Annotated in this window: 17 protein-coding genes; 3 read left to right on the forward strand and 14 right to left on the reverse strand. The window is 71.7% G+C overall.

The genetic code is table 11. The features are described 5' to 3' along the window. Nucleotides 1–134: 134 nt before the first annotated feature. Nucleotides 135–1,397 (reverse strand): glucose-1-phosphate adenylyltransferase, encoded by a 1,263-nt coding sequence (glgC, locus tag Mterra_RS10090; protein ID WP_119315092.1) that lies wholly within the window; start codon nt 1,395–1,397, stop codon nt 135–137. A 350-nt stretch (nt 1,398–1,747) separates the two neighbouring features. On the opposite strand from glgC, the gene Mterra_RS10095 reads away from it, so the two are divergent. From Mterra_RS10095 to Mterra_RS10105, 3 genes are all read left to right on the forward strand, one after another. Then, on the forward strand, nt 1,748–3,910 hold the full coding sequence (locus tag Mterra_RS10095; RefSeq protein WP_245971591.1) for an AAA family ATPase: 2,163 nt from the start codon (nt 1,748–1,750) through the stop codon (nt 3,908–3,910). A 165-nt stretch (nt 3,911–4,075) separates the two neighbouring features. Next, a complete protein-coding gene (locus Mterra_RS10100) occupies nt 4,076–4,993 on the forward strand; it encodes an aldo/keto reductase (protein ID WP_119315094.1) in 918 nt (305 codons plus the stop codon). A gap of 53 nt (nt 4,994–5,046) precedes the next feature. Then, complete coding sequence (locus tag Mterra_RS10105) at nt 5,047–5,556, forward strand: hypothetical protein (RefSeq protein WP_147372669.1); 510 nt, start codon at nt 5,047–5,049, stop codon at nt 5,554–5,556. A 141-nt stretch (nt 5,557–5,697) separates the two neighbouring features. Here the strand turns inward: Mterra_RS10105 and Mterra_RS10115 are convergent, their stop codons facing one another. From Mterra_RS10115 to Mterra_RS10175, 13 genes are all read right to left on the reverse strand, one after another. Continuing rightward, nucleotides 5,698–6,909 carry an ABC transporter permease gene (locus Mterra_RS10115; RefSeq protein ID WP_119315096.1) on the reverse strand — a complete coding sequence of 404 codons (1,212 nt, stop codon included), beginning with the start codon at nt 6,907–6,909 and terminating at the stop codon, nt 5,698–5,700. Next, nucleotides 6,906–7,583: an ABC transporter ATP-binding protein gene (locus Mterra_RS10120; RefSeq protein ID WP_119315106.1), complete on the reverse strand. Its 678-nt coding sequence runs from the start codon at nt 7,581–7,583 to the stop codon at nt 6,906–6,908. The genes Mterra_RS10115 and Mterra_RS10120 overlap by 4 nt, the downstream gene beginning before the upstream one ends. A gap of 14 nt (nt 7,584–7,597) precedes the next feature. After that, complete coding sequence (locus tag Mterra_RS10125; RefSeq protein WP_119315097.1) at nt 7,598–8,803, reverse strand: efflux RND transporter periplasmic adaptor subunit; 1,206 nt, start codon at nt 8,801–8,803, stop codon at nt 7,598–7,600. Between the two features lie 99 nt (nt 8,804–8,902). Beyond that, the gene (locus Mterra_RS10130) at nt 8,903–9,874 is read right to left on the reverse strand and encodes an HlyD family secretion protein (protein WP_119315098.1); all 972 of its coding nucleotides are present in this window, start codon (nt 9,872–9,874) and stop codon (nt 8,903–8,905) included. A gap of 16 nt (nt 9,875–9,890) precedes the next feature. Continuing rightward, entirely contained in the window at nt 9,891–11,117 is a 1,227-nt protein-coding gene (locus Mterra_RS10135) for a TolC family protein (protein WP_119315099.1), read from the reverse strand. Between the two features lie 16 nt (nt 11,118–11,133). Beyond that, the gene (locus Mterra_RS10140; RefSeq protein WP_119315100.1) at nt 11,134–11,739 is read right to left on the reverse strand and encodes a YIP1 family protein; all 606 of its coding nucleotides are present in this window, start codon (nt 11,737–11,739) and stop codon (nt 11,134–11,136) included. 64 nt (nt 11,740–11,803) lie between these two features. Further along, on the reverse strand, nt 11,804–12,280 hold the full coding sequence (locus tag Mterra_RS10145) for a hypothetical protein (protein ID WP_119315101.1): 477 nt from the start codon (nt 12,278–12,280) through the stop codon (nt 11,804–11,806). Continuing rightward, entirely contained in the window at nt 12,277–12,999 is a 723-nt protein-coding gene (locus Mterra_RS10150; RefSeq protein WP_119315102.1) for a hypothetical protein, read from the reverse strand. The genes Mterra_RS10145 and Mterra_RS10150 overlap by 4 nt, the downstream gene beginning before the upstream one ends. After that, on the reverse strand, nt 12,996–13,673 hold the full coding sequence (locus Mterra_RS10155) for an ATP-binding cassette domain-containing protein (RefSeq protein ID WP_119315103.1): 678 nt from the start codon (nt 13,671–13,673) through the stop codon (nt 12,996–12,998). The genes Mterra_RS10150 and Mterra_RS10155 overlap by 4 nt, the downstream gene beginning before the upstream one ends. Continuing rightward, a complete protein-coding gene (locus tag Mterra_RS10160; protein WP_027894231.1) occupies nt 13,663–14,025 on the reverse strand; it encodes a GntR family transcriptional regulator in 363 nt (120 codons plus the stop codon). The genes Mterra_RS10155 and Mterra_RS10160 overlap by 11 nt, the downstream gene beginning before the upstream one ends. 82 nt (nt 14,026–14,107) lie before the next feature. Further along, nucleotides 14,108–14,833, reverse strand: coding sequence for a hypothetical protein (locus tag Mterra_RS10165; RefSeq protein ID WP_119315104.1), 726 nt, complete (start codon nt 14,831–14,833; stop codon nt 14,108–14,110). Beyond that, on the reverse strand, nt 14,830–15,768 hold the full coding sequence (locus Mterra_RS10170) for an ABC transporter ATP-binding protein (protein ID WP_119315105.1): 939 nt from the start codon (nt 15,766–15,768) through the stop codon (nt 14,830–14,832). Before Mterra_RS10170 ends, Mterra_RS10165 begins: the two co-directional genes overlap by 4 nt. Before the next feature lie 325 nt (nt 15,769–16,093). Next, nucleotides 16,094–17,774 (reverse strand): penicillin acylase family protein (locus tag Mterra_RS10175; RefSeq protein WP_147372671.1); only part of this gene is annotated, 1,681 nt, incomplete at its 5' end.

The raw sequence follows: 17,774 nt of genomic DNA on the forward strand, positions 1-17,774 counted from the left end.
ACGCCGTACGCCGTACGCAAGACGCCCCTTCTTCACCCCCCCTTGTTAAGGGGGGTGAAGAAGGGGCGTCTTGCGTACGGCGTACGGCGTAGGACGTACGACCCGCGCCCGGCTACGGGCTATCGGCCACCCGCTCAGACCAGCGCCAGGGTAAACCGGAAGCTCTTCGACACCACCACGATGCCCGAGGCGGTGACGGTGAAGCCTCGAGCGCGGTCGGCCTCGAGGTCGTAGCCGATCTCGGTGCCCGGGGGGATCTTGACGTTCTTGTCGATGATGGCGTTCTTGATCTTGACGTTGCGCCCGATCTCCACCTCGTCGAAGATCACGCTGCGCTCGACGAGGCTGTAGGAGTTGATGCGCACGCGCCTGGAGAGCACCGACTCGCGCACCGTGGCCCCCGAGATGATGCAGCCGCCCGCGATCAGGCTGTTGAAGGACTGGCCCACCCGGTTGCCCGCCTCGTGCACGAACTTGGCCGGGGGGCTGAAGTAGTTGGCGGTGCGCAGGGGCCACTCGGGGTTGAAGAGGTCGAACTCCGGGGTGACCTGGATGAGGTCCATGCTGGCTTCGAAGTAGGCGTCGAGGGTTCCCACGTCGCGCCAGTAGGTGTTGGGGCCCTCCTGGCCGGGGATGGGGTTGCGCTTGAAGTCGTAGACCTGGATGCGGTAGCCCTCCTTGAGGGCGTGGGGGATGACGTCCTTGCCGAAGTCGTGGGAGGAGGCGGTGTCGCGCGAGTCGTACTCGAGCAGCTCCAGCAGCGCCTCGGTGCGGAAGACGTAGTTGCCCATGCTCGCCAGCGCCCAGCCGGGGCGGCCGGGGATGGGGGTGGGGTCCTTGGGCTTCTCCTGGAAGCCCACCATCCGCCACTGGTCGTCAACCTGCAGCACGCCGAAGCGGCTGGCCTCGCCCACCGGCACGGGGTAGGCCGCGATGGTCAGGTCGGCGCGGGTGTCGTTGTGGTACTCGACCATGTGCGCGACGTTCATCTTGAAGATGTGGTCGCCGCCGAAGATCGCCACGCTCTCGGGCTTGTTGTTGTTGACGAGGTGCAGGTTCTGGTAGATGGCGTCGGCGGTGCCGCGGTACCACACCGGCCCCAGCTCCTCGTAGCGGTACATCTGGGCCGGGACCAGGATGATGAAGTGGTCGTCGAGGAAGCCGCCGAAGCGCCAGTGCCGCTGGATGTGCTCGGTAAGCGACTGCGCCTTGAACTGCGTCAGCACGTAAATGCCGTAGATCCCCGAGTTGACGAAGTTGTTGAGCACGAAATCGATGATGCGGTACCTCGAGCCGAAGGGCACCGCCGGCTTGGCCCGCTTGGCCGTGAGCGGGAATAGGCGAGAGCCCTGCCCCCCGGCCAGGATCATTCCCAGGACCTTCAACTTAGCGCTCATTCAGCCTCCTTTTTTGAATAGCATAACGGAAAACGGTCATCCGAATGCGTCTTAGGGAATGGAAAATCTGCGGGAAGGGGGTAGTGGGGGGAAGGCCCGTGGCTCGTGGTCACCCGTCCCCTTCCCTATCCGTAGGCGTCGAGGGTCAAGGGCCAAGGCGAAGGCGTCTGGCGTTTCGCTTCTTGCGTTTTGCGTTTCGCGTTTTGCGTTTCGCGTTTTGCGTCTTGCGTTTTGCGTACGACGTAGGACGTACGACGTACGACCCACGCCCGACGTACGACCCGCGCCCGGCGTCCCGCGTTCAGCCCTCGACGCTTTCCCGCCCCACGACCTACAGTAGACTTTCCTGCGTGTCGGCGTTGCGACTCCCTTACCAAAGCCTCGAGTGGCGCACCTCCCCCACCGACCCTGAGCGCGTGGCCCAGTCTCCGCCGCCGCCGCCCTTCTTCGGGCAGGAGCGGGCGAGGGCCGCGCTCGAGATGGCGCTCAGGGGCGGTTTTCACGCCTACCTCGTGGGGCCGCCGAGCCTGGGCAAGCACGAAGCGCTCTTGCAGTACCTGAGGGCGCAGCGCGTGGAGACGCCGCCCGACCTGCTCTACGTGCCCCTCTCCGAGCGCCGGGCCGCCGTGCTCACCCTGCCCAGCGGCAAGGAGAACGAGCTGGCCGAGGGCGTCGAGAGCCTGCTGGACGAGGCCGCGCGGCTGGAGGCGCTCTTCCGCCAGGGGGCCTTCCTGCGCGAGAAGTCGCGGCTGGAGGCCCACTTCCGCGAGCAGCAGGAGGCGCAGGTCGAGCAGTTGCGCCAGGAGGCCCGGGCGGCCGGGTTCAACCTGCTCACCAGCGAGGAGGGCGTCGAGCTCAACGGCCAGGCCAGCATCCCCACCGAGCTCGCGGCGCGCCTCGAGGAGGTGACGCTGCACAACCTGGCCCTCTCGGCCGAGGCCGCCCAGGCCCTGCGCCGGCTGCGGCGGGAGTGGGCGAGCCACTACCTCAACAACCGGGTCGAGCCGCTGATGCGGCGCTTCCCCCAGGCCCGCCCCTACCTCGAGGCCCTGCGCGACCGGCTCGCCCGCGCCGCCGAGACCGCGGAGGCCTTCGACCCCACGCCCTGGCGGCCCAACCTGCTCACCACCTCCAGCACCGGCTCGCCCCCGCCCGTGGTGTTCGAGCCCTACGCCACCGCCCCCCGCCTCTTCGGGCGGCTCGACCACCACACCGAGCGCGGCGTGCGCAGCACCCACGTCGGGCTGATCCGGCCCGGCGCGATCCACAAGGCGCAGGGCGGCTTCCTGATCCTCGACGCCTCGAGCCTGGTGCGCGAGGGCACCTGGGAGGCCTTCAAGCGGGCGCTGCGCAACGGGCAGGTCGAGCCCGTCACCGAGGCCGACGGGGCGGGCGGGCTGGAGGTCGAGCCCTTCCCGGTGCAGGTGCAGGTGCTGCTCATCGGCAGCCACGAGGCCTTCGAGCCGCTCGAGCACGACCCCGCCTTCAGCGAGCTCTTCCGCATCCGCGCGGAGTTCTCCCCCACCCTCAGCGCCACGCCCGAGCACTACCGGGCCTTCGGCGGCTGGCTGGGCCAGCAGGGCTTCGCGCTCACCGAGGGCGCCCTGGCCCGGCTGTGGGACGAGGGCCGCCGCATGGCCGAGCAGCGCGACCGCTTCGACGCGCGGCTGGTCGAGCTGCGGGCGTTGGCCGAGGAGGCCGCCGTGCTGGCCGAGGGCCCGCTCACCGCGCAGGACGTCGAGCGGGCCATCCGTGCCCGCGACGAGCGGGCCTTCTACTCCGAGGAGGAGTTCGTGCGGGCGGTGCAGGAGGGCACCTGGAGCTTCCGGCTCGACGGCAAGGCCGTGGGGCAGGTCAACGCGCTGGTGGTGCTCGAGACCGACCCGCCCTGGGGCCGCCCCTCCCGCCTCACCGCCCGCGCCGCCCCCGGGCGCGACGGCGTGCTCTCCATCGACCGCGAGGCCGGGCTGGGCGGTCACATCTTCCACAAGGCGGTGCTCGCGCTCAGCGGCTACCTGCGCGGCCACTACGCCGAGGCGGGCTCTTGGGCGGCGACGGTGAGCCTGGTCTTCGAGCAGAGCTACGTCTCCATCGACGGCGACTCGGCCGGGCTGGCCGAGCTGCTGGCGATCCTCTCGGCCATCGGGGAGGTGCCGCTGCGGCAGGACCTGGGCGTGACGGGGGCGGTGGACCAGACCGGCCAGGTGCTGGCGGTGGGCGGGGTGGCTGCCAAGGTCGAGGGCTTCTTCCGCCTCTGCCAGGCCCAGGGGCTCACCGGCAGCCAGGGCGTGGTGGTGCCCAGGAGCAACCTGAGCAACCTCACCCTCAGCGGCGAGGTGCTCGAGGCCGTCCGCGACGGGCGCTTCCACGTCTACGCCGTCGAGACCGTGGACGAGGCCATCGAGCTCCTCACCGGCAAGCGGGCCGAGGGCTTCGGCGGGGTGCACGAGCGGGTGCGGCAGAGCCTGGAGCGCTTCCGCGAGCTCGAGAACGGGAACGAGGAGCACGGGTAGGGGTAGAGGGGTCGTACGTCGTACGTCCTACGCCGTACGCGATACGCCTAACGCCGAACGCCAAACGCAGAAAGCTTTGGCCCTGGACCCTTGACGCTCGACACACCTCTCTCCCCGTGCCCTGCACAACACCCGATATCCCTCCCATCCAATACGCTAGAGCCCGTGGAAACCATTCAGATTCCCGGCCTCGAGCCCGTCCCCCCGCTCGGGCTGGGCACCTGGCAGTGGGGGGATAGGCTGTTCTGGGGCTACGGCAAGGGGTACAAGCACAGCGACCTCGAGGCCGCCTTCGAGGAGTCGCTGGCGGCGGGCGTGCGGCTCTTCGACACCGCCGAGGTGTACGGCATGGGCCGGAGCGAGCGCTTCCTGGGGCGCTTCGTGCGCGAGTCGGGGCAGCGGCCCCTGGTGGTGAGCAAGTGCTTCCCCTTCCCCTGGCGCTTCAGCCGCAAGAGCCTGATCGCGGCGCTCAGGGGGAGCCTGAAGCGGCTGGAACTCCCCCGGCTCGACCTCTACCTGCTGCACTGGCCCTGGCCCCCGGTCCCGCTCGAGCAGTGGGCCGAGGCGCTGGCCGAGGCCTACGAGCTCGGCCTGACCCGCGCGGTGGGCGTCTCCAACTGCGACCTGCCCCAGATGGAGCGGGTGACGCGGGCCCTGGCCCGCCACGGCGTGAAGCTGGCCGCCAACCAGGTGGAGTACAGCCTGCTCGAGCGCAAGCCCGAGCGCGAGGGGCTGCTCGAGGCCATGCGCCGCGAGGGCGTCGTGCTGATGGCCTACAGCCCCCTGGGCATGGGCTGGCTCACCGGCAAGTACAGCCCGCACAACCCGCCCACCGGCCCCATGCGCGGCCGCAAGTACCGCCTGAGCGAGGGCAAGATCCCCGGCCTGCTCGAGGCTTTGCGCGAGGTGGCCCAGGCCCATCAGGCCACGCCCGCACAGGTGGCTATCCGCTGGTGCATCCAGAAGGGCACCCTGCCCATCCCCGGGGCCAAGACGGCGGCCCAGGCCCGCTCGAACGCGCGCGCCCTGCACCTGTGCCTGGGCGAGGCCGAGATGCGGCGGCTCGAGCAGGCCAGCGCCTGACGGGTGAGGCGGCCCCCCTTTAACTCCTCATGAGTTTAGGTTGTAATGAGAACATGAGGCGAATTCCATTCCTCCTCAGCGCATTCCTTCTCGGCCTTACCGCCTGCATGCCCATGGAAAGCGACCGCGACCCCGCCCCCAGCACCACCCCCCCGACGGCCGGACAGCCCGCCCCGCGCCCGGCGCTCGAGCTCAAGCGCGGCGAGATGTGGAAGGTGCAGCTCAAGGGCAGCAACGCCCCCCAGGACTTCTTCATCGTCGAGGTCGGCGCCGAGGGGCTCACCAGCAGCACCCTCCGATCCGCCAGCGCCACCGCCGAGGTGCCCACCGGCAAGCTCCCGGCCGCCCTCGTCCACAGCACCACCTCGAGCGGCCCGGTCTTCAGCGTCACCGTCTTCTTCCCCGACGGCCAGCGGGTGGTCTGCCGCGCCACCCCCACCAGCACGCCCGAGGTCTGGGAAGGCTTCAGCGCCTACGGCAGCGCCGAAGCCACCTCCGCCGCCCTCGCCCGCACCCCGCTGAGCAGCACCTGCACGATCACGAAGCTGGTAGGGAAGCTTTAGCCTAAGGGTCGAGAGTAAGGCGTCTTGCGTTTTGCGTCTTGCGTTTGGCGTTTTGCGTCTTGCGTTTCGCGTTTTGCGTCTTGCGTTTGGCGTTTCGCGTACGACGTACGACGCACGACGCACGACGTAAGACCCACGCAACTACTCGTACCGCAATGCCTCGATCGGGTCCAACGCCGCCGCCCGCGCCGCCGGCCACACCCCGAAGAACAGGCCGATGAGGGCGCTCACCGCCAGGGAGAGCAAGATGGTGGCGGGGCTGAGGATGAAGACCTTGAAGAAGGGCACCGTGGCGGTGATGAGCACCAGCAGCCCCGCCGCCAGGGCCACGCCCAGGACGCCCCCTACCAGCGTGAGCACCACGGCCTCGATGAGGAACTGCTGGCGCACCAGGCCCGCCGTGGCCCCCAGGGCCTTTCTCAGCCCGATCTCGCGGGTGCGCTCGGTGACCGAGACCAGCATGATGTTCATGATCCCGATGCCCCCCACCAGCAGGCTCAGGCCGGCGATGGCGCCCAGGAGCGCCTGCAGGATGACGGTGATGCTGCGCAGGGTGTCCTGGAAGCTCTCGGTGGACTGCACGGAGAACTTGCCCTTGCCGTAGCGGGCCTCGAAGATGCGGCGCACCTGCTTCGAGACCTGCTGGGCGTCGGCGCCCTTGTCGAGGGTGAGCACCAGGAAGTCGTACTGCCCCTTGCGGGCGAAGGGCGAGGTGTTCCAGATGAGGGGGATGGGCGCGTAGACGGTGGCGCTGGAGGACAGCCCGCCGAAGAGGCCGCTGGGGGGCTCGAGCACCCCCACCACGGTGAGCTCGAGGCGGCCCCCGCTGGGGTAGTAGAGCCGGGCCACCTGGCCGATGGGGTCGCGGTTGGGGAAGAGGTCCTTGGCCGCGCGGTCGGAGAGCACCGCGACCGCCAGCCCGCCCCTCGCCTCGGCCTGGGTGAAGTAGCGGCCGCGGGCGACCTTGTTGGTGGGGTCGAGGCGGGGCAGGTCGCCGGGGGTGCCCTGCAGGGTGATCGAGCGCCGCTCGCCGGGCTTGCTCTCGTACTGGGCGCTGGTGAAGAGCTGGGGCAGCACCTTGACCGGCAGCACCTCCAAGGCGGCCACGTCCGCGTCGCGGATGGGCGCCGACTCGGCGGTTTCGCCCTCGTTGAAGTTGGGCTGGACGAAGATGCTGCGCCCGGCAATGGCCTCGAGGTCCTGGGTGATGCCGGCCGAGGCCATCTGCCCCAGGCTGATCATGGCCGTCACCGCGAAGACCCCGATCACGATGCCCAGCAAGGCCAGGAAGCTGCGCAGCTTGTTGCCCCACAGCGACTCGAAGGCCATGCGGAAGTTCTCGAGCGGGTTCATGCCGCGCCTCCCTCGGCGATCTTGCCGTCCCGCAGCCGCACGACGCGCTGGGCGCGGGCCCCCACGTCGGGCTCGTGGGTCACCATCACGAGGGTCTTGCCCTGGCGGTGCAGCCGGTCGAAGAGCTCGAGGATCTCCTCCGACGAGCGCGAGTCGAGGTTGCCGGTGGGCTCGTCGGCGAGGAGGAGGTCGGGCTCCTGCACCAGCGCCCGCGCGATGGCGACGCGCTGCTTCTGCCCGCCGGAGAGCTCGGAGGGGAGGTGGTCGAGCCGGTCGCCCAGGCCCACCGACTCGAGCGCGGCCCTGGCCCGCCGCAGGCGCTCGGCGCCCGGCACCCCCCGGTAGACCAGCGGCAGCGCGACGTTGTGCAGCGCGGTGAGGCGGGGCAGCAGGAAGAAGGCCTGGAACACGAAGCCCACCCGCTGGTTGCGGATGCGCGCCAGCTCCCCCTCGCTCAGGCCCTCCACCGGCTGCCCGCCCAGCCGGTAGCTGCCCCCGCTGGGGGAGTCGAGCAGGCCGATGATGTGCATCAGCGTGCTCTTGCCCGAGCCGGAGGGGCCCATCAAGGCCACGTATTCCCCCTGCCCGATGACCAGATCCACCCCGCGCAGGGCGTGGACCTCCACCGTGCGGGCGCTGCTGCCCGAGCGGTAAGTCTTGGCGATGCCCTGCATCTCCACGACCGCGCTCACGGTCGCTCCTCGCCCGGCCCGGGCAGGCGGTAGCTGAGCTTCTGGCCGTCCTCGAGGCCCTCGGGCGGCAGCGAGACCAGCAGGGCGCCGGCCTCGAGCCCCTCCACCGCGGCGTGGGTCAGGTTGCGGGCCTTCACGGTCACGGCCTGGCGCCGGGCGGTCTTGGTGGCCTCGTCCACCCGCCACACGTAGCCCCGGCCCCCCTCCTCGCCGAGCACCTCGAGCGGCACCTTGACCGCCTGGGGCAGGCGCAGGGTGGTGATGCGGGCCGTGGCGGTGAGGCCGGGCCGGGCCAGCTTCTCGGCCTGGGGGGTGAGGAAGCGGACGAACACCGGCAGCACCGCGCTGCCGCCGCTGCCCGCGACCTCGGCCTGCACGCCCAGGCGCTCGACCTTGCCCTCCAGCCCCACGCCGGGGGCGGCGTCGAGCTCGACCCGGACGGGCTGGCCGGGCCGCACCGTGCCCACGTCGGCCTCGGCCAGGCGGGCCTGCACCCGCAGGCTGCCGGCCTCCACCACCCGCACGGCGTTGGTGCCGGTGTCCACGCCCGCCAGGTAGCCCACGCTCGAGACCGTCCCGCTCACCGGCGAGCGCAGCTCGGCCTGGGCCATAGCGCGCTCGAGCGCGGCGATCTCCGAGCGCCGGGCGGCGAGCTGGGCCTGGAGCTCGGCCAGGCTGCTGCGGTTGCCCTGGGCCAGGCTGGCGAGCTGGGCCTCGAGGTCGGCCACCTGGCGGCGCAATTGGGCCACCTCGTTGGGGGCCGCGCTGCCCAGGGCCAGCAGGCGCTCGGCGAGCTCGAGGTTGCGCCGGGCCTCGGCGAGCTGGGTCTGCAGCTTGGCGCTGTTGGAGCGGTAGTCGGCCTCCTGGGCCTGCACCCGGCTCTGCAAGGCGGCCAGGCTCTCGCGGCTGGCCCGCAGCTTCTCGCGGTCGTCGGCGGTCTCGAGCACGGCCAGCACCTGGCCGGCCCTCACCGCCTGCCCCTCCTTGACCCGCACCTCGGCCACCCGGCCCGGGCGCGGGAAGGTCAGGGCGTAGAGCCGGGCCTCCACCGAGCCGCTGGCCCGCACCTCCCGCACGAACTCCCCCTGCTCGGCCCGCACCACACTCACCGCGAGCCCTTGCTCCCCCTGGGGCCGGAGCAACCCCCAGAGGGTGAGCCCGCCCGAGAGCAGAATCAGCACGATCCAAATCCAGCGTCGCATGTCTCTCCTATGGGGCCGTTGGCGATCCGCCTTCAGCCGTCAGCGAAATCTCGGGGCCCGCGGCGCGTGGGAAATGCCCCACGGGCCACGAGCCATCCTCTACCCGTTCCCCGCCACCGTCAGGCCGTAGATCGCCTGCCACAGCTCGACCTGGGCGGCGAGCACGCCGCGGTCGGCCTCGGCCTTGGCGATCTCGCTCTGCTTGAGGGCGAGCTGGGCGATGGCGCCGGCGGCGAAGCGCTTGCGGGCGGCCTCGAGCTCGCCAGCACCGCGGGCCTGGGCCTCGCGGGCGAGCCGGTAAGCCTCCACGGCGCCCTGGTAGCGGCTTTTGGCGGCCTCGAGCGCGTCCTCGAGGGTGCGCTGCACGTCGGCGAGGGCGGCGCGGGCGCGGGCGAGGTCGCGCTCGCGGGCGCTCTTCTCCAGCGGGGCGGTGTCGGGGCCGGAGGCCAGGGCCAACGCCCGCTCGGCCTCCCGCACCTGCTGCTGGGCCTCGAGCAGGCGGGCGTGCCCCGCGATGCCGAACTTCGCCGGGTCGGCGGGGCCGGGCTCGGGCAGGGCCTGCACCCGCACCTCGCCGTAGGGGCGCAGGCGGGCCTGGGCCTGCTCGAGGGCACGGGTGGCGGTGCGCACGGCGTTGGCGGCCTGGTTGTCCTGGTCGCGCACGCGGGCGAGCTCGGTCGCGGAGACGGCCCCGGCCTTGAAGCGCAGCTCGGCGGCCTGGAGCTGGAGCCCGGAGAGCTCCTTGCGGGCGCGGGCGAGGGCGAGGTCGGTCTGGGCCAGCAGCACGCCGGCGTAGGCCTCCAGGGCGCGGGCGTCGGACTCCCGGCGGGCCTGGAGCAGCTTGGCCTGGGCCACGGCCACGCCCTCCTGGGCGCGGGTGAGGGCTAAGGGAGCGGCCTCGGGGTCGCCCTGCACCTTGGCGAGCTCGTCGCGGGCGGCGTCGAGGGCGCGCTCGGCCTCGAGGTAGCTCGAGTCCTTGCGGTAGGCCTCCTTGAGGAAGGCGTCGAGGGGCTGCGCCTGGGCCAGGCTGAGGAGCGCCAGGGCGAAGAGGGGGATCAGGGTTCTGAGCATGTCGGTCCTCCGTGGGTCAGGGCTGTGGGGTCCAGGCGCTCGAGGGGGTGTCGAGCAGGTCGAGGTAGGCGGCGACGGCCACGACGTAGGCCTGCCAGGCCTGGGCCACGGCGGCTTCGGCCTCGGCGCGGCCGCTCTGGGCCTCCAGGCGCTCGAGCGCGGTGCCGATGCCGGCCTTGAGCCGGGCCTCGGCGTTGGCGGCCTGGCGCTCGGCGAGGGCGAGGCGCTCGCGGGCGAGCTCGAGGCCCTCCAGCGCCACGGCCGCCTCCTCGCGGGCGTGTTCCAGGCGCAGGGCCATCTCCTCGCGGGCCTGCCTCAGGCGCAGGGCGGCGCCCTCGAGCTCGGCCTCCCCGCCCGCCACGGCGGCCCAGGCCTGGGGCGAAAGCTCGAGCTTGAGGCTCAGGCTGAACTTCCACTCCTCCGGGGTGCCGGGGGGCACGCTCAGCGGCGTGCCCACGGCCACGTTGGCCCCCGGCCCGCCGGCGGTCCAGCTCAGGCCGCTCTGGAAGAGGGCGTCCTTGCCGTTGTAGCTGGCACCCAGGCTGGCCTCGGGCCACAGCCGGCGCCACCCCTCCTCCACCCGGGCCCGCGCGAGCTCGAGCGCGGAGTGGGCCTCGCGGTAGGCCACGGTCTGCTCGGGGGTCGCCGCGGGCAGGGCGAAGCGGAGGGTGGCGGGCTCGGCCTCCCCGCGCAGGCCGTAGCGCAGGGCGCCGGCCTGGGCCGCGCGCAGGGCGTTTTGGGCCTGCCGCAGGTTCAGCTCGGCCTGGCGCAGGGCCAGCGCCGCGTCCTCGCGCTGCAAGGCGGGGATGGCCCCCAGCGCGGCCTTGCGCTCGGCCTCGGCGCCGCGCTCGCGGGCCGCCTCGAGCCGCCCCTGCGCCGCCGCCAGCCGCAGGCGGGCCTGCCAGGCTGCCGCGTGGGCCAGCAGGGCGTTTTTCTGCCCCTCGCGCGCCACCCGGCGCACCTCGCGCTCGGCGCGGGCCACGGCCTGCTCGGCCTCGAGGCGGGCGGTGAAGTTCCACTGCCAGCCCAGCCCCGCCTTGTAGCCGCCGTCGTCGTTCGTGCGCTCGTAGGCCAGGTTGGCCCCCAGCCCCAGCGCGGTGGCCCCCGCCCGCAGCCGGGCGGCCTCGAGGGCCTTGCGGGCGGGGGCGAGCTCGGGGCTCTGGTACGCCAGCGCGTCCAGCGGCCCGAAGGCCAGCACCGGCCCGCCCAGCAGTACCAAGGCCGAATACCACAGTCGCTTCATCGCAGTCCGGTCCTCTCTAGCGCAGGCTCCAGGCCAGCAGGCCCAGGCTGAGCGCCGCCACCACGCCGGTGGCGAGCAGGGCCCGCGCGGGGGCCAAAACCCTCAGCCCGCTGTAGACGATCCACAAGCTCCACAGCGTGGTGACCAGGCTCAGCCCCTGCTGCACGCGGGTGACGGGCGCCGCGGCGATGACCTCCTGGTACTGCCGCTGCCACTGCCGCAGGGCCTCGGCGTCGGTGGGGGCGGGGGGCGGGGGCAGGTCGCCCGTCACCGGCATCAGCGCCGCCAGGGGCAGCGACACCAGCGCCAGCACCAGCATGGGCGCCCAAGCCCAGCCGAACAGCTCCCAGGCCCTCGACTCCCTGCCGGCCAGCAAACGGATCACGGCTCCGCCCAAGGCCCAGAAAACGAGGCCGCTGGGGATGCCCAGAGCCACCGACACGACGACCTGCCCGGCGAAGCGGTCCGGCAACACCGTGGGCAATAGGCGAGACGAGAGCTGACCGCTTAGCAAGACCAACACTGTTGCGACCACCACCACCGTCACGGAGACCAGGCGGTTGGGCTTGTGGCCCTGCAGGGCCGCGAAGAAACGGACCGGTTGGGTCAATACCTCGAGCATTCCCTTCCTCCCAAAGCGAGCATAGAAAAGCTTGATAGGGCTGCCTACTGGCTAAAGTCATGCCTCAGCAGCCGAGGCCCGGCCCCACCTCCAGCCGGGCCTGGAGGGCGCCGTCGAAGCGGAGGTCGGCGATGCCCTGGGGCGCCAGCTCACGGCTGAAGCAGCCGCCGGCCTGGGGCTGGCCGTCCAGGTACACCCCGCCGCCCCCGGCCCAGACGACCTTGTAGGCCACGGCCTGCTCGGCCTCGAGCACCATCACCCCGTCGAGCACCGTTCCCCGCACGAACCAGACCCCCTCGCGCTTGCCCGTCGAGCAGCCCACGCAGTCGGCCCTCGAGCTGACCTGGAAGGCCTCCTCCCGGTAGCCCCGGAACCGGTTGTCCTCGGCGGCGCCGTCGCCGCCGAGCATTCCCCAGAGGATCAGCCCCAAAAACCCCACGCTCACCAGCCGCGCGCTCAGGCTCGTGCTGCCGCGCCACAACACGAAGGCGGCCACCGCGAGCAGGGCGTACCCCACCAGGTTCAAGAAGGTGAAGTTCATGCTTCCACCTCGTCCCACACCCGCCCGGCCAGCGCCACCAAGCCCGCGGCCAGCGCCAGGCTCAGCAGCAGCGGCTCGAGCGGCAGCCGGAGGTCGTCGAGCCGGCTGCCCAGGCTCTGCAAGGAGATCGTCACCGGGGGCAGCGCCCTGTAGGCGACCTTCGAGCCCGCCTCCACCAGCACGTCGGCCAGCCCGAAGAAGCCCAGGAAGGCCGCCAGCCCTGCCAGCCAGCCCAGCCTCGAGAGCTGGTAGCTCTGCACGTAGCTGAAGGCGAGCAGCAGGTAGGCCACGCCCGGCAGCCAGACCAGCCCCAACCCGTAGAACACGAACGTCAGCACGACGCCCAGCCCCGGCATCCCCGGCACCGTGCGGTCGAGGTAGGCCCACAGCAGCACCGCCAGGGTCAGGGCGAACGCCGCCCCCAGCAGGCCCCAGTACACGAAGCGGGCCACCTGGTGCGCCAGCCCCCCGGGCACGCTGAGCAGCAGCCCCGTGCCGTCCTGCCGCGCGCTGATGAACAGCGCGACCACCAGCAGGGTACCCCCGATGACCGCGGCGAGCGAGAACAGCACCACCGCCTCCTCCTCCGGCGTGTTGAGGGCGTTGGCCGTGAGGCGGGCTAAGCCCACCGCCGTCAGGAGCAGGACGCCCGCCAGCACCATCACGAAGGACTGGGACTTGCGGAACTCGAGCCACAGCAACGTCGGCAGCGCGTTCATGCCAGCACCTCCACGAAGGTCTCGCGCACGCTCTTGCCCCGCGCGCGCAGCTCCTCGGCGCCCGCGTCGAGGACGACGCGCCCGTCCTTGAGGAACACCGCCCGGTCGAAGATGCCCTCGGCCTCGGCCACCTCGTGCGTCGAGAGCACCAGCGTCGCGTCCTCGCGCCACTGCCGCACCAGCGTCTTGAGGATGCGGTCGCGCGAGATCACGTCGATGCCCGCCAGCGGCTCGTCGAGCAGGAAGAGCCTGGCCTCGCGGGCCAGCGCCATCGCCAGCCGCAGCCGTGCCTTCTGGCCGCGCGACAGGGCGCGCGAGGGGCGGGAGGGCACCTCGAGGAAGCCCAGCAATTCCCGGTAGCGCGCCCGGTTGAAGTCGGGGTAGAGCCCCCCCATCAGCCGTTCGCCGTCGGCGGGCGAGAGCCAGGGATAGGTCTCGGCGTCGGAGAGGTAGGCCACGTGGTCCCGCATGGCCCGCGGGCGGCCCCCCAGCACCTCCACCCGCCCCTGGCTGGGCGCCAGCAGCCCGGCCAGCAGCTTCAAGAGGGTGGTCTTGCCCGCCCCGTTGAGCCCCAGCAGCCCCACGGCCTGCCCCTGGGGGAGCTCGAGGCTCACGTCGTGCAAGCCCTCCCTGCCGCCGTAGCGCTTGGTGACGGCCTCGAGCCTAGCCAGCATCCGACACCTCCTGCAGCGCCTGCCGGGCCTCCTCGGGGCTGAGCCCCAGGGCCCGCGCCTCGGCCATGAAGCGCCGCGCGGCCTCGACGAGCAGCGAGTGCCGGAGCCGGCCTACCTCGATGTCCTCCTTGAGGAAGGTGCCCAGCCCCCGCCGCGTCTCGCTCAGGCCCTCGCGCTCGAGCTCACCGAAGGCGTGGATGACGGTGTTCGGGTTGACCTTGAGTTCGGTCGCCAGGTCCCGGGCCGACGGGAGCTTGTCGCCGGGCTTGAGCTTTCCGTTCGCCAGCATGCGTTTCACCCCTTGAACGATCTGTGCGTAGATGGGTCCGGCTTCAGTGTCGAGCTGCCACACGCTTACCCACCTCCTGGGCCGGCCCGGAAGGCCGGCGCGGTTCCGGTGCCGATGGACTGCGAAAGCCTGGGGGAGCTCACGGCTAACCCCCCAGGTCCTGGCGCCGCAGGAGGGCCCAGGAGAGCGCCACGAGAGCCAGCGTGTAGCCCAAGATCCCGGCGAGCTCGGCGCCCAGCCCGGCCCCGCCGCCCAACCAGGCCTCGCCCAGCGCCGCCGGCAGGTAGCGGCCCACCTCGGGCCAAAGCTGCACGATCACCGCCTCGAGCACCAGCGCGTAGCCCAGCACGCCGCCCAGCGCCGCGGCCACCGAGCGCCCCGCCACCGCCAGGAACAGCGCCAGGCCCAGGTAGGGCAGCCCCGCCGCCCACGTCTGCACGACGGTCGCCGCCACGCGCAGCCCGTCTTCTTGCAACTGCGCGGGCCAACCCCCCGCGTAGAAGCTGAGGACCGTCAGGCTCACCCCGAACGGCATCGCCACCACCAGCGCCAGCGAGCCCAGCATCGCCAGCCAGCGCGCCAGCAGCCAGGCCCCGCGCGGGGTGCCCCGGGAGAACAGCAGGGCTAGGGTCCGCCAGCCGTACTCCTGAGCCGTCCAAGCCCCCAGGATCGCCGCGGCGAAGACGCCCAGGCTCTGCGCGGCCTCCCTGCCCAGCAGCAGCGTGAGGGCGTAGTGGCGGGCCGGGGCCTGCTCGAGCAGCACCACGAACTCGGCGAGCCCCACCAGCGCGGCCGCGAAGGCCAGCAACAGCCAAGCGCCCCTGCGCCGGAAGGCCTTGTCGGCCTCCACCTTGAGGATTCCCGTCGTCACTGCCCGCCTCCCGTGAGCTCGAGGAACAGTTCCTCCAGGCCGCTCTCGATGGGCACCACCTCGCTGGGCACGAGCCCGGCCTGCACCAGCCGGCTCACCACGGCCCGGGCCTCGAGGCCGCGCACCAGCAGGTACTCCCCCTGCACCTCCGCCCGCCCGGCCAGCCCGCCGAGCACCAGCGCCGCCTCCTCGGGGCTTTCCACCCGGACCCGCACCCCGTCGCCGCCCGCCAGCAGGTCGCGCACCGCCCCCTGGGCCACCCGCTTGCCCTTGTGGATCACGGCGATGCGGTCGCAGACCTGCTCGACCTCGTGCAGGATGTGGCTCGAGAAGATGATAGTGACGCCCTGCGCGGCCAGCGAGCGCATCAGCTCGCGCATCTCCTTCATGCCCGATGGGTCCATGCCGTTGGAGGGCTCGTCGAGGACCAGCAGCTCGGGCTCGGCCAGCAGCGCCATCGCGACGCCCAGCCGCTGCTTCATCCCGGTGGAGTACGACCCCGCCGCCCGGTGCGCGGCCCTGGCGATCCCCAGTTGCTCGAGCACCTCCTCCATGCGCTGCCGCGTTATACCCCCGTGCAGCCCCGCGACCAGCTCGAGGTGCTGCCGCGCGCTCAGGTGCGGGTAGATCGCGGGCGCCCCCAGCAAAGCCCCCACCTTGCGCAGCGCGTGTGTGCGCCCCGGCCGGACGGGCTCCCCCAGCAGCTCCACCTTCCCCGCGCTCGGCTCGACCAGCCCCACGATCATGCCCAAGGTGGTGGTCTTCCCCGCCCCGTTGGGCCCCAGGAAGCCGAAGATCTCGCCGCGGCGGACCTCGAGGTCCACCCCCTCCACCGCCACCACGCCCCCGAAGCGCTTGCCCAGCCCCTCGACCCGCAGAACGGTTTCTCCCCGCGCCTTCAGGGTGGGCTGAGTTTTGGGAATCGCTTGAACCATTTAACCTCCCATGTAGTGCACTAGCTAACTAGTACACTAGGCCAAAGGGGCTGGGGTGTCAATAGCCGATGGCCGATCGCTGATAGCTGATAGCCGGGCGTGGGTCGTACGCCGTACGCCGTACGCGAAACGCAAAACGCCCCTTCTTTACCCCCCTTAACAAGGGGGCTAGGGGGGATATTCCTTCCCCGCACGCGGGGAAGGCTGGGGAGGGGTGGGGTTTACCACGAGCTACGAGCCTCCCGCTGACGGCTGAACGCCGATAGACGAACGCCGGCCCTCTCCGCCGGTAAGCCGGTGGTTCGCCCTGCGTAAGTTGAGGGACTCAGCGGCCGGGCTCGAGCGACAGCCGCTCGCGCACCGGGTAGTCCTCGGTGCGCATGGGCAGGTAGGTGCCTTTCTGCCACAGGGGCAAGAGGTCGTCGAACTGCGCCGAGAGCAGGTTCCCCGACTGGCCCATGGGGTGGATGAAGCGGGAGTTGTTCAGGTCGGCGAGGTCAACGATATGCCGGTAGCTGGGGCCGTGGGTCTGCTCGAAGGTCTTGGCGTTGTAGGGGCCCACGTTGACGGTGTAGCGGTCGCCGCCGAAGGCGACCTTTCGGTCGGAGAAGCGCCTCAGCGGGCTGTTGGTGAGGATGGGGTGGTCGAAGACCGCGCGGTGTACGCTGCCCCAGGCCGGGGGGTTGTCGCCCAGGCGGTCGAGGGCGGCGTCGAGGGCGAGGGCGGCGTAGTCGAGGCAGCCCTCCACCACCTCGGTCTCCTTTTGGTCGCAGTTGGGGTCGCCCGACTGCATGGCCCGCAGCAGGTAGCGGGGCTCGTCCCAGAACTCCTGGCCCACCTCCTTCGCGGGCAGGCGGGTGAGCTCGGTGTACCACGTCTGGAAGACCGTCGCCTCGACCGAGTCGGGGCGCATGTTGCCGTCCCAGGCCAAAAGCCGGGCCTTCCAGGCGCTGGCCCGCTCGGAGAGGGCGCTCAAAGCCTGCAGCAGCGGGCGGAAGTCGCGGTAGAGCAGCGAGTACTGGTCCTGCTGCATGGCCTGCACGTCCTCGAGGCTGAGCTTCGGCTTCGCCAGGATCAGCTGGCGGATGCGCTCGGCCCGCAAAGGCTCGGCCCACTCCAGCGACATCTGGTTGGGGTAGCCCGGCGGCAGCACCCGGTTGTTGGCGCTGACGATGAAGCCCTCCTTGGGGTTGAGCACCCGGGCCCAGCGCTCGAAGGGCACGTAGCCCTGCCAGTCGAGGCTGCCGTCGCCGGGGACGGGGGTGAGGCCGGTGTGCCCGGGCTTGCGGATGGGGAACTTGCCCGGCGCCACGTAGCCGATGTTGCCGTCCACGTCGGCGTAGACGAAGTTCTGGCTGGGGGTGGAGTAGAGCGAGAGCGCCTCGGTGAACTCGGCCCAGTTCTTCGCGCGGTTGATGCCCGCGAAGGCCTCGAGCAGCCGGTCCTGGGGGTCGAGCGCGGTCCAGCGCAGGGCCAGGGGCTTGCCGCCGGGAACGTCGCCGGCCACGTCGGAGATCACGGGGCCGTAGACGGTCTCGCGCACCTTCAGCGCTACGTCGGGCTCGCCCTTGACCTTGATCACCTCGTTGCGCACGCGGTAGGGCTCGAGCCGCCCCTTGTAGCGGTAGCCGCTGGAGGCGCTGTCCTCGAGCACGTACAGGTCCTGCACGTCGGCGCCCACGTTGGTCACGCCCCAGGCGATGCGGTCGTTGTGCCCGATCACCACCCCGGGAACCCCGGGCAGCGTGGCCCCGATGGCGCTGTAGCCGGGGGCCTCGAGGTGGGCTAAGTACCACAGCGAGGGGACGCCCAGGCCCAGGTGGGGGTCGTCGGCCAGGAGGGGCTTGCCGGTGGTGGTGCGCGAACCGGCGATCACCCAGTTGTTCGAGGCCTCCATGAAGCGCGGGACCGAGGCGGCGAGCCCCAGCAACGCTTCTGCCTGGACCCGCGCGGCCGGTTCGGGCTTGGGCGCGGGGGTCCAGGCAGAAGCGTTGCTGGGGCTCGCC

This window comes from Calidithermus terrae, assembly GCF_003574345.1.
Taxonomy (GTDB): domain Bacteria; phylum Deinococcota; class Deinococci; order Deinococcales; family Thermaceae; genus Calidithermus; species Calidithermus chliarophilus.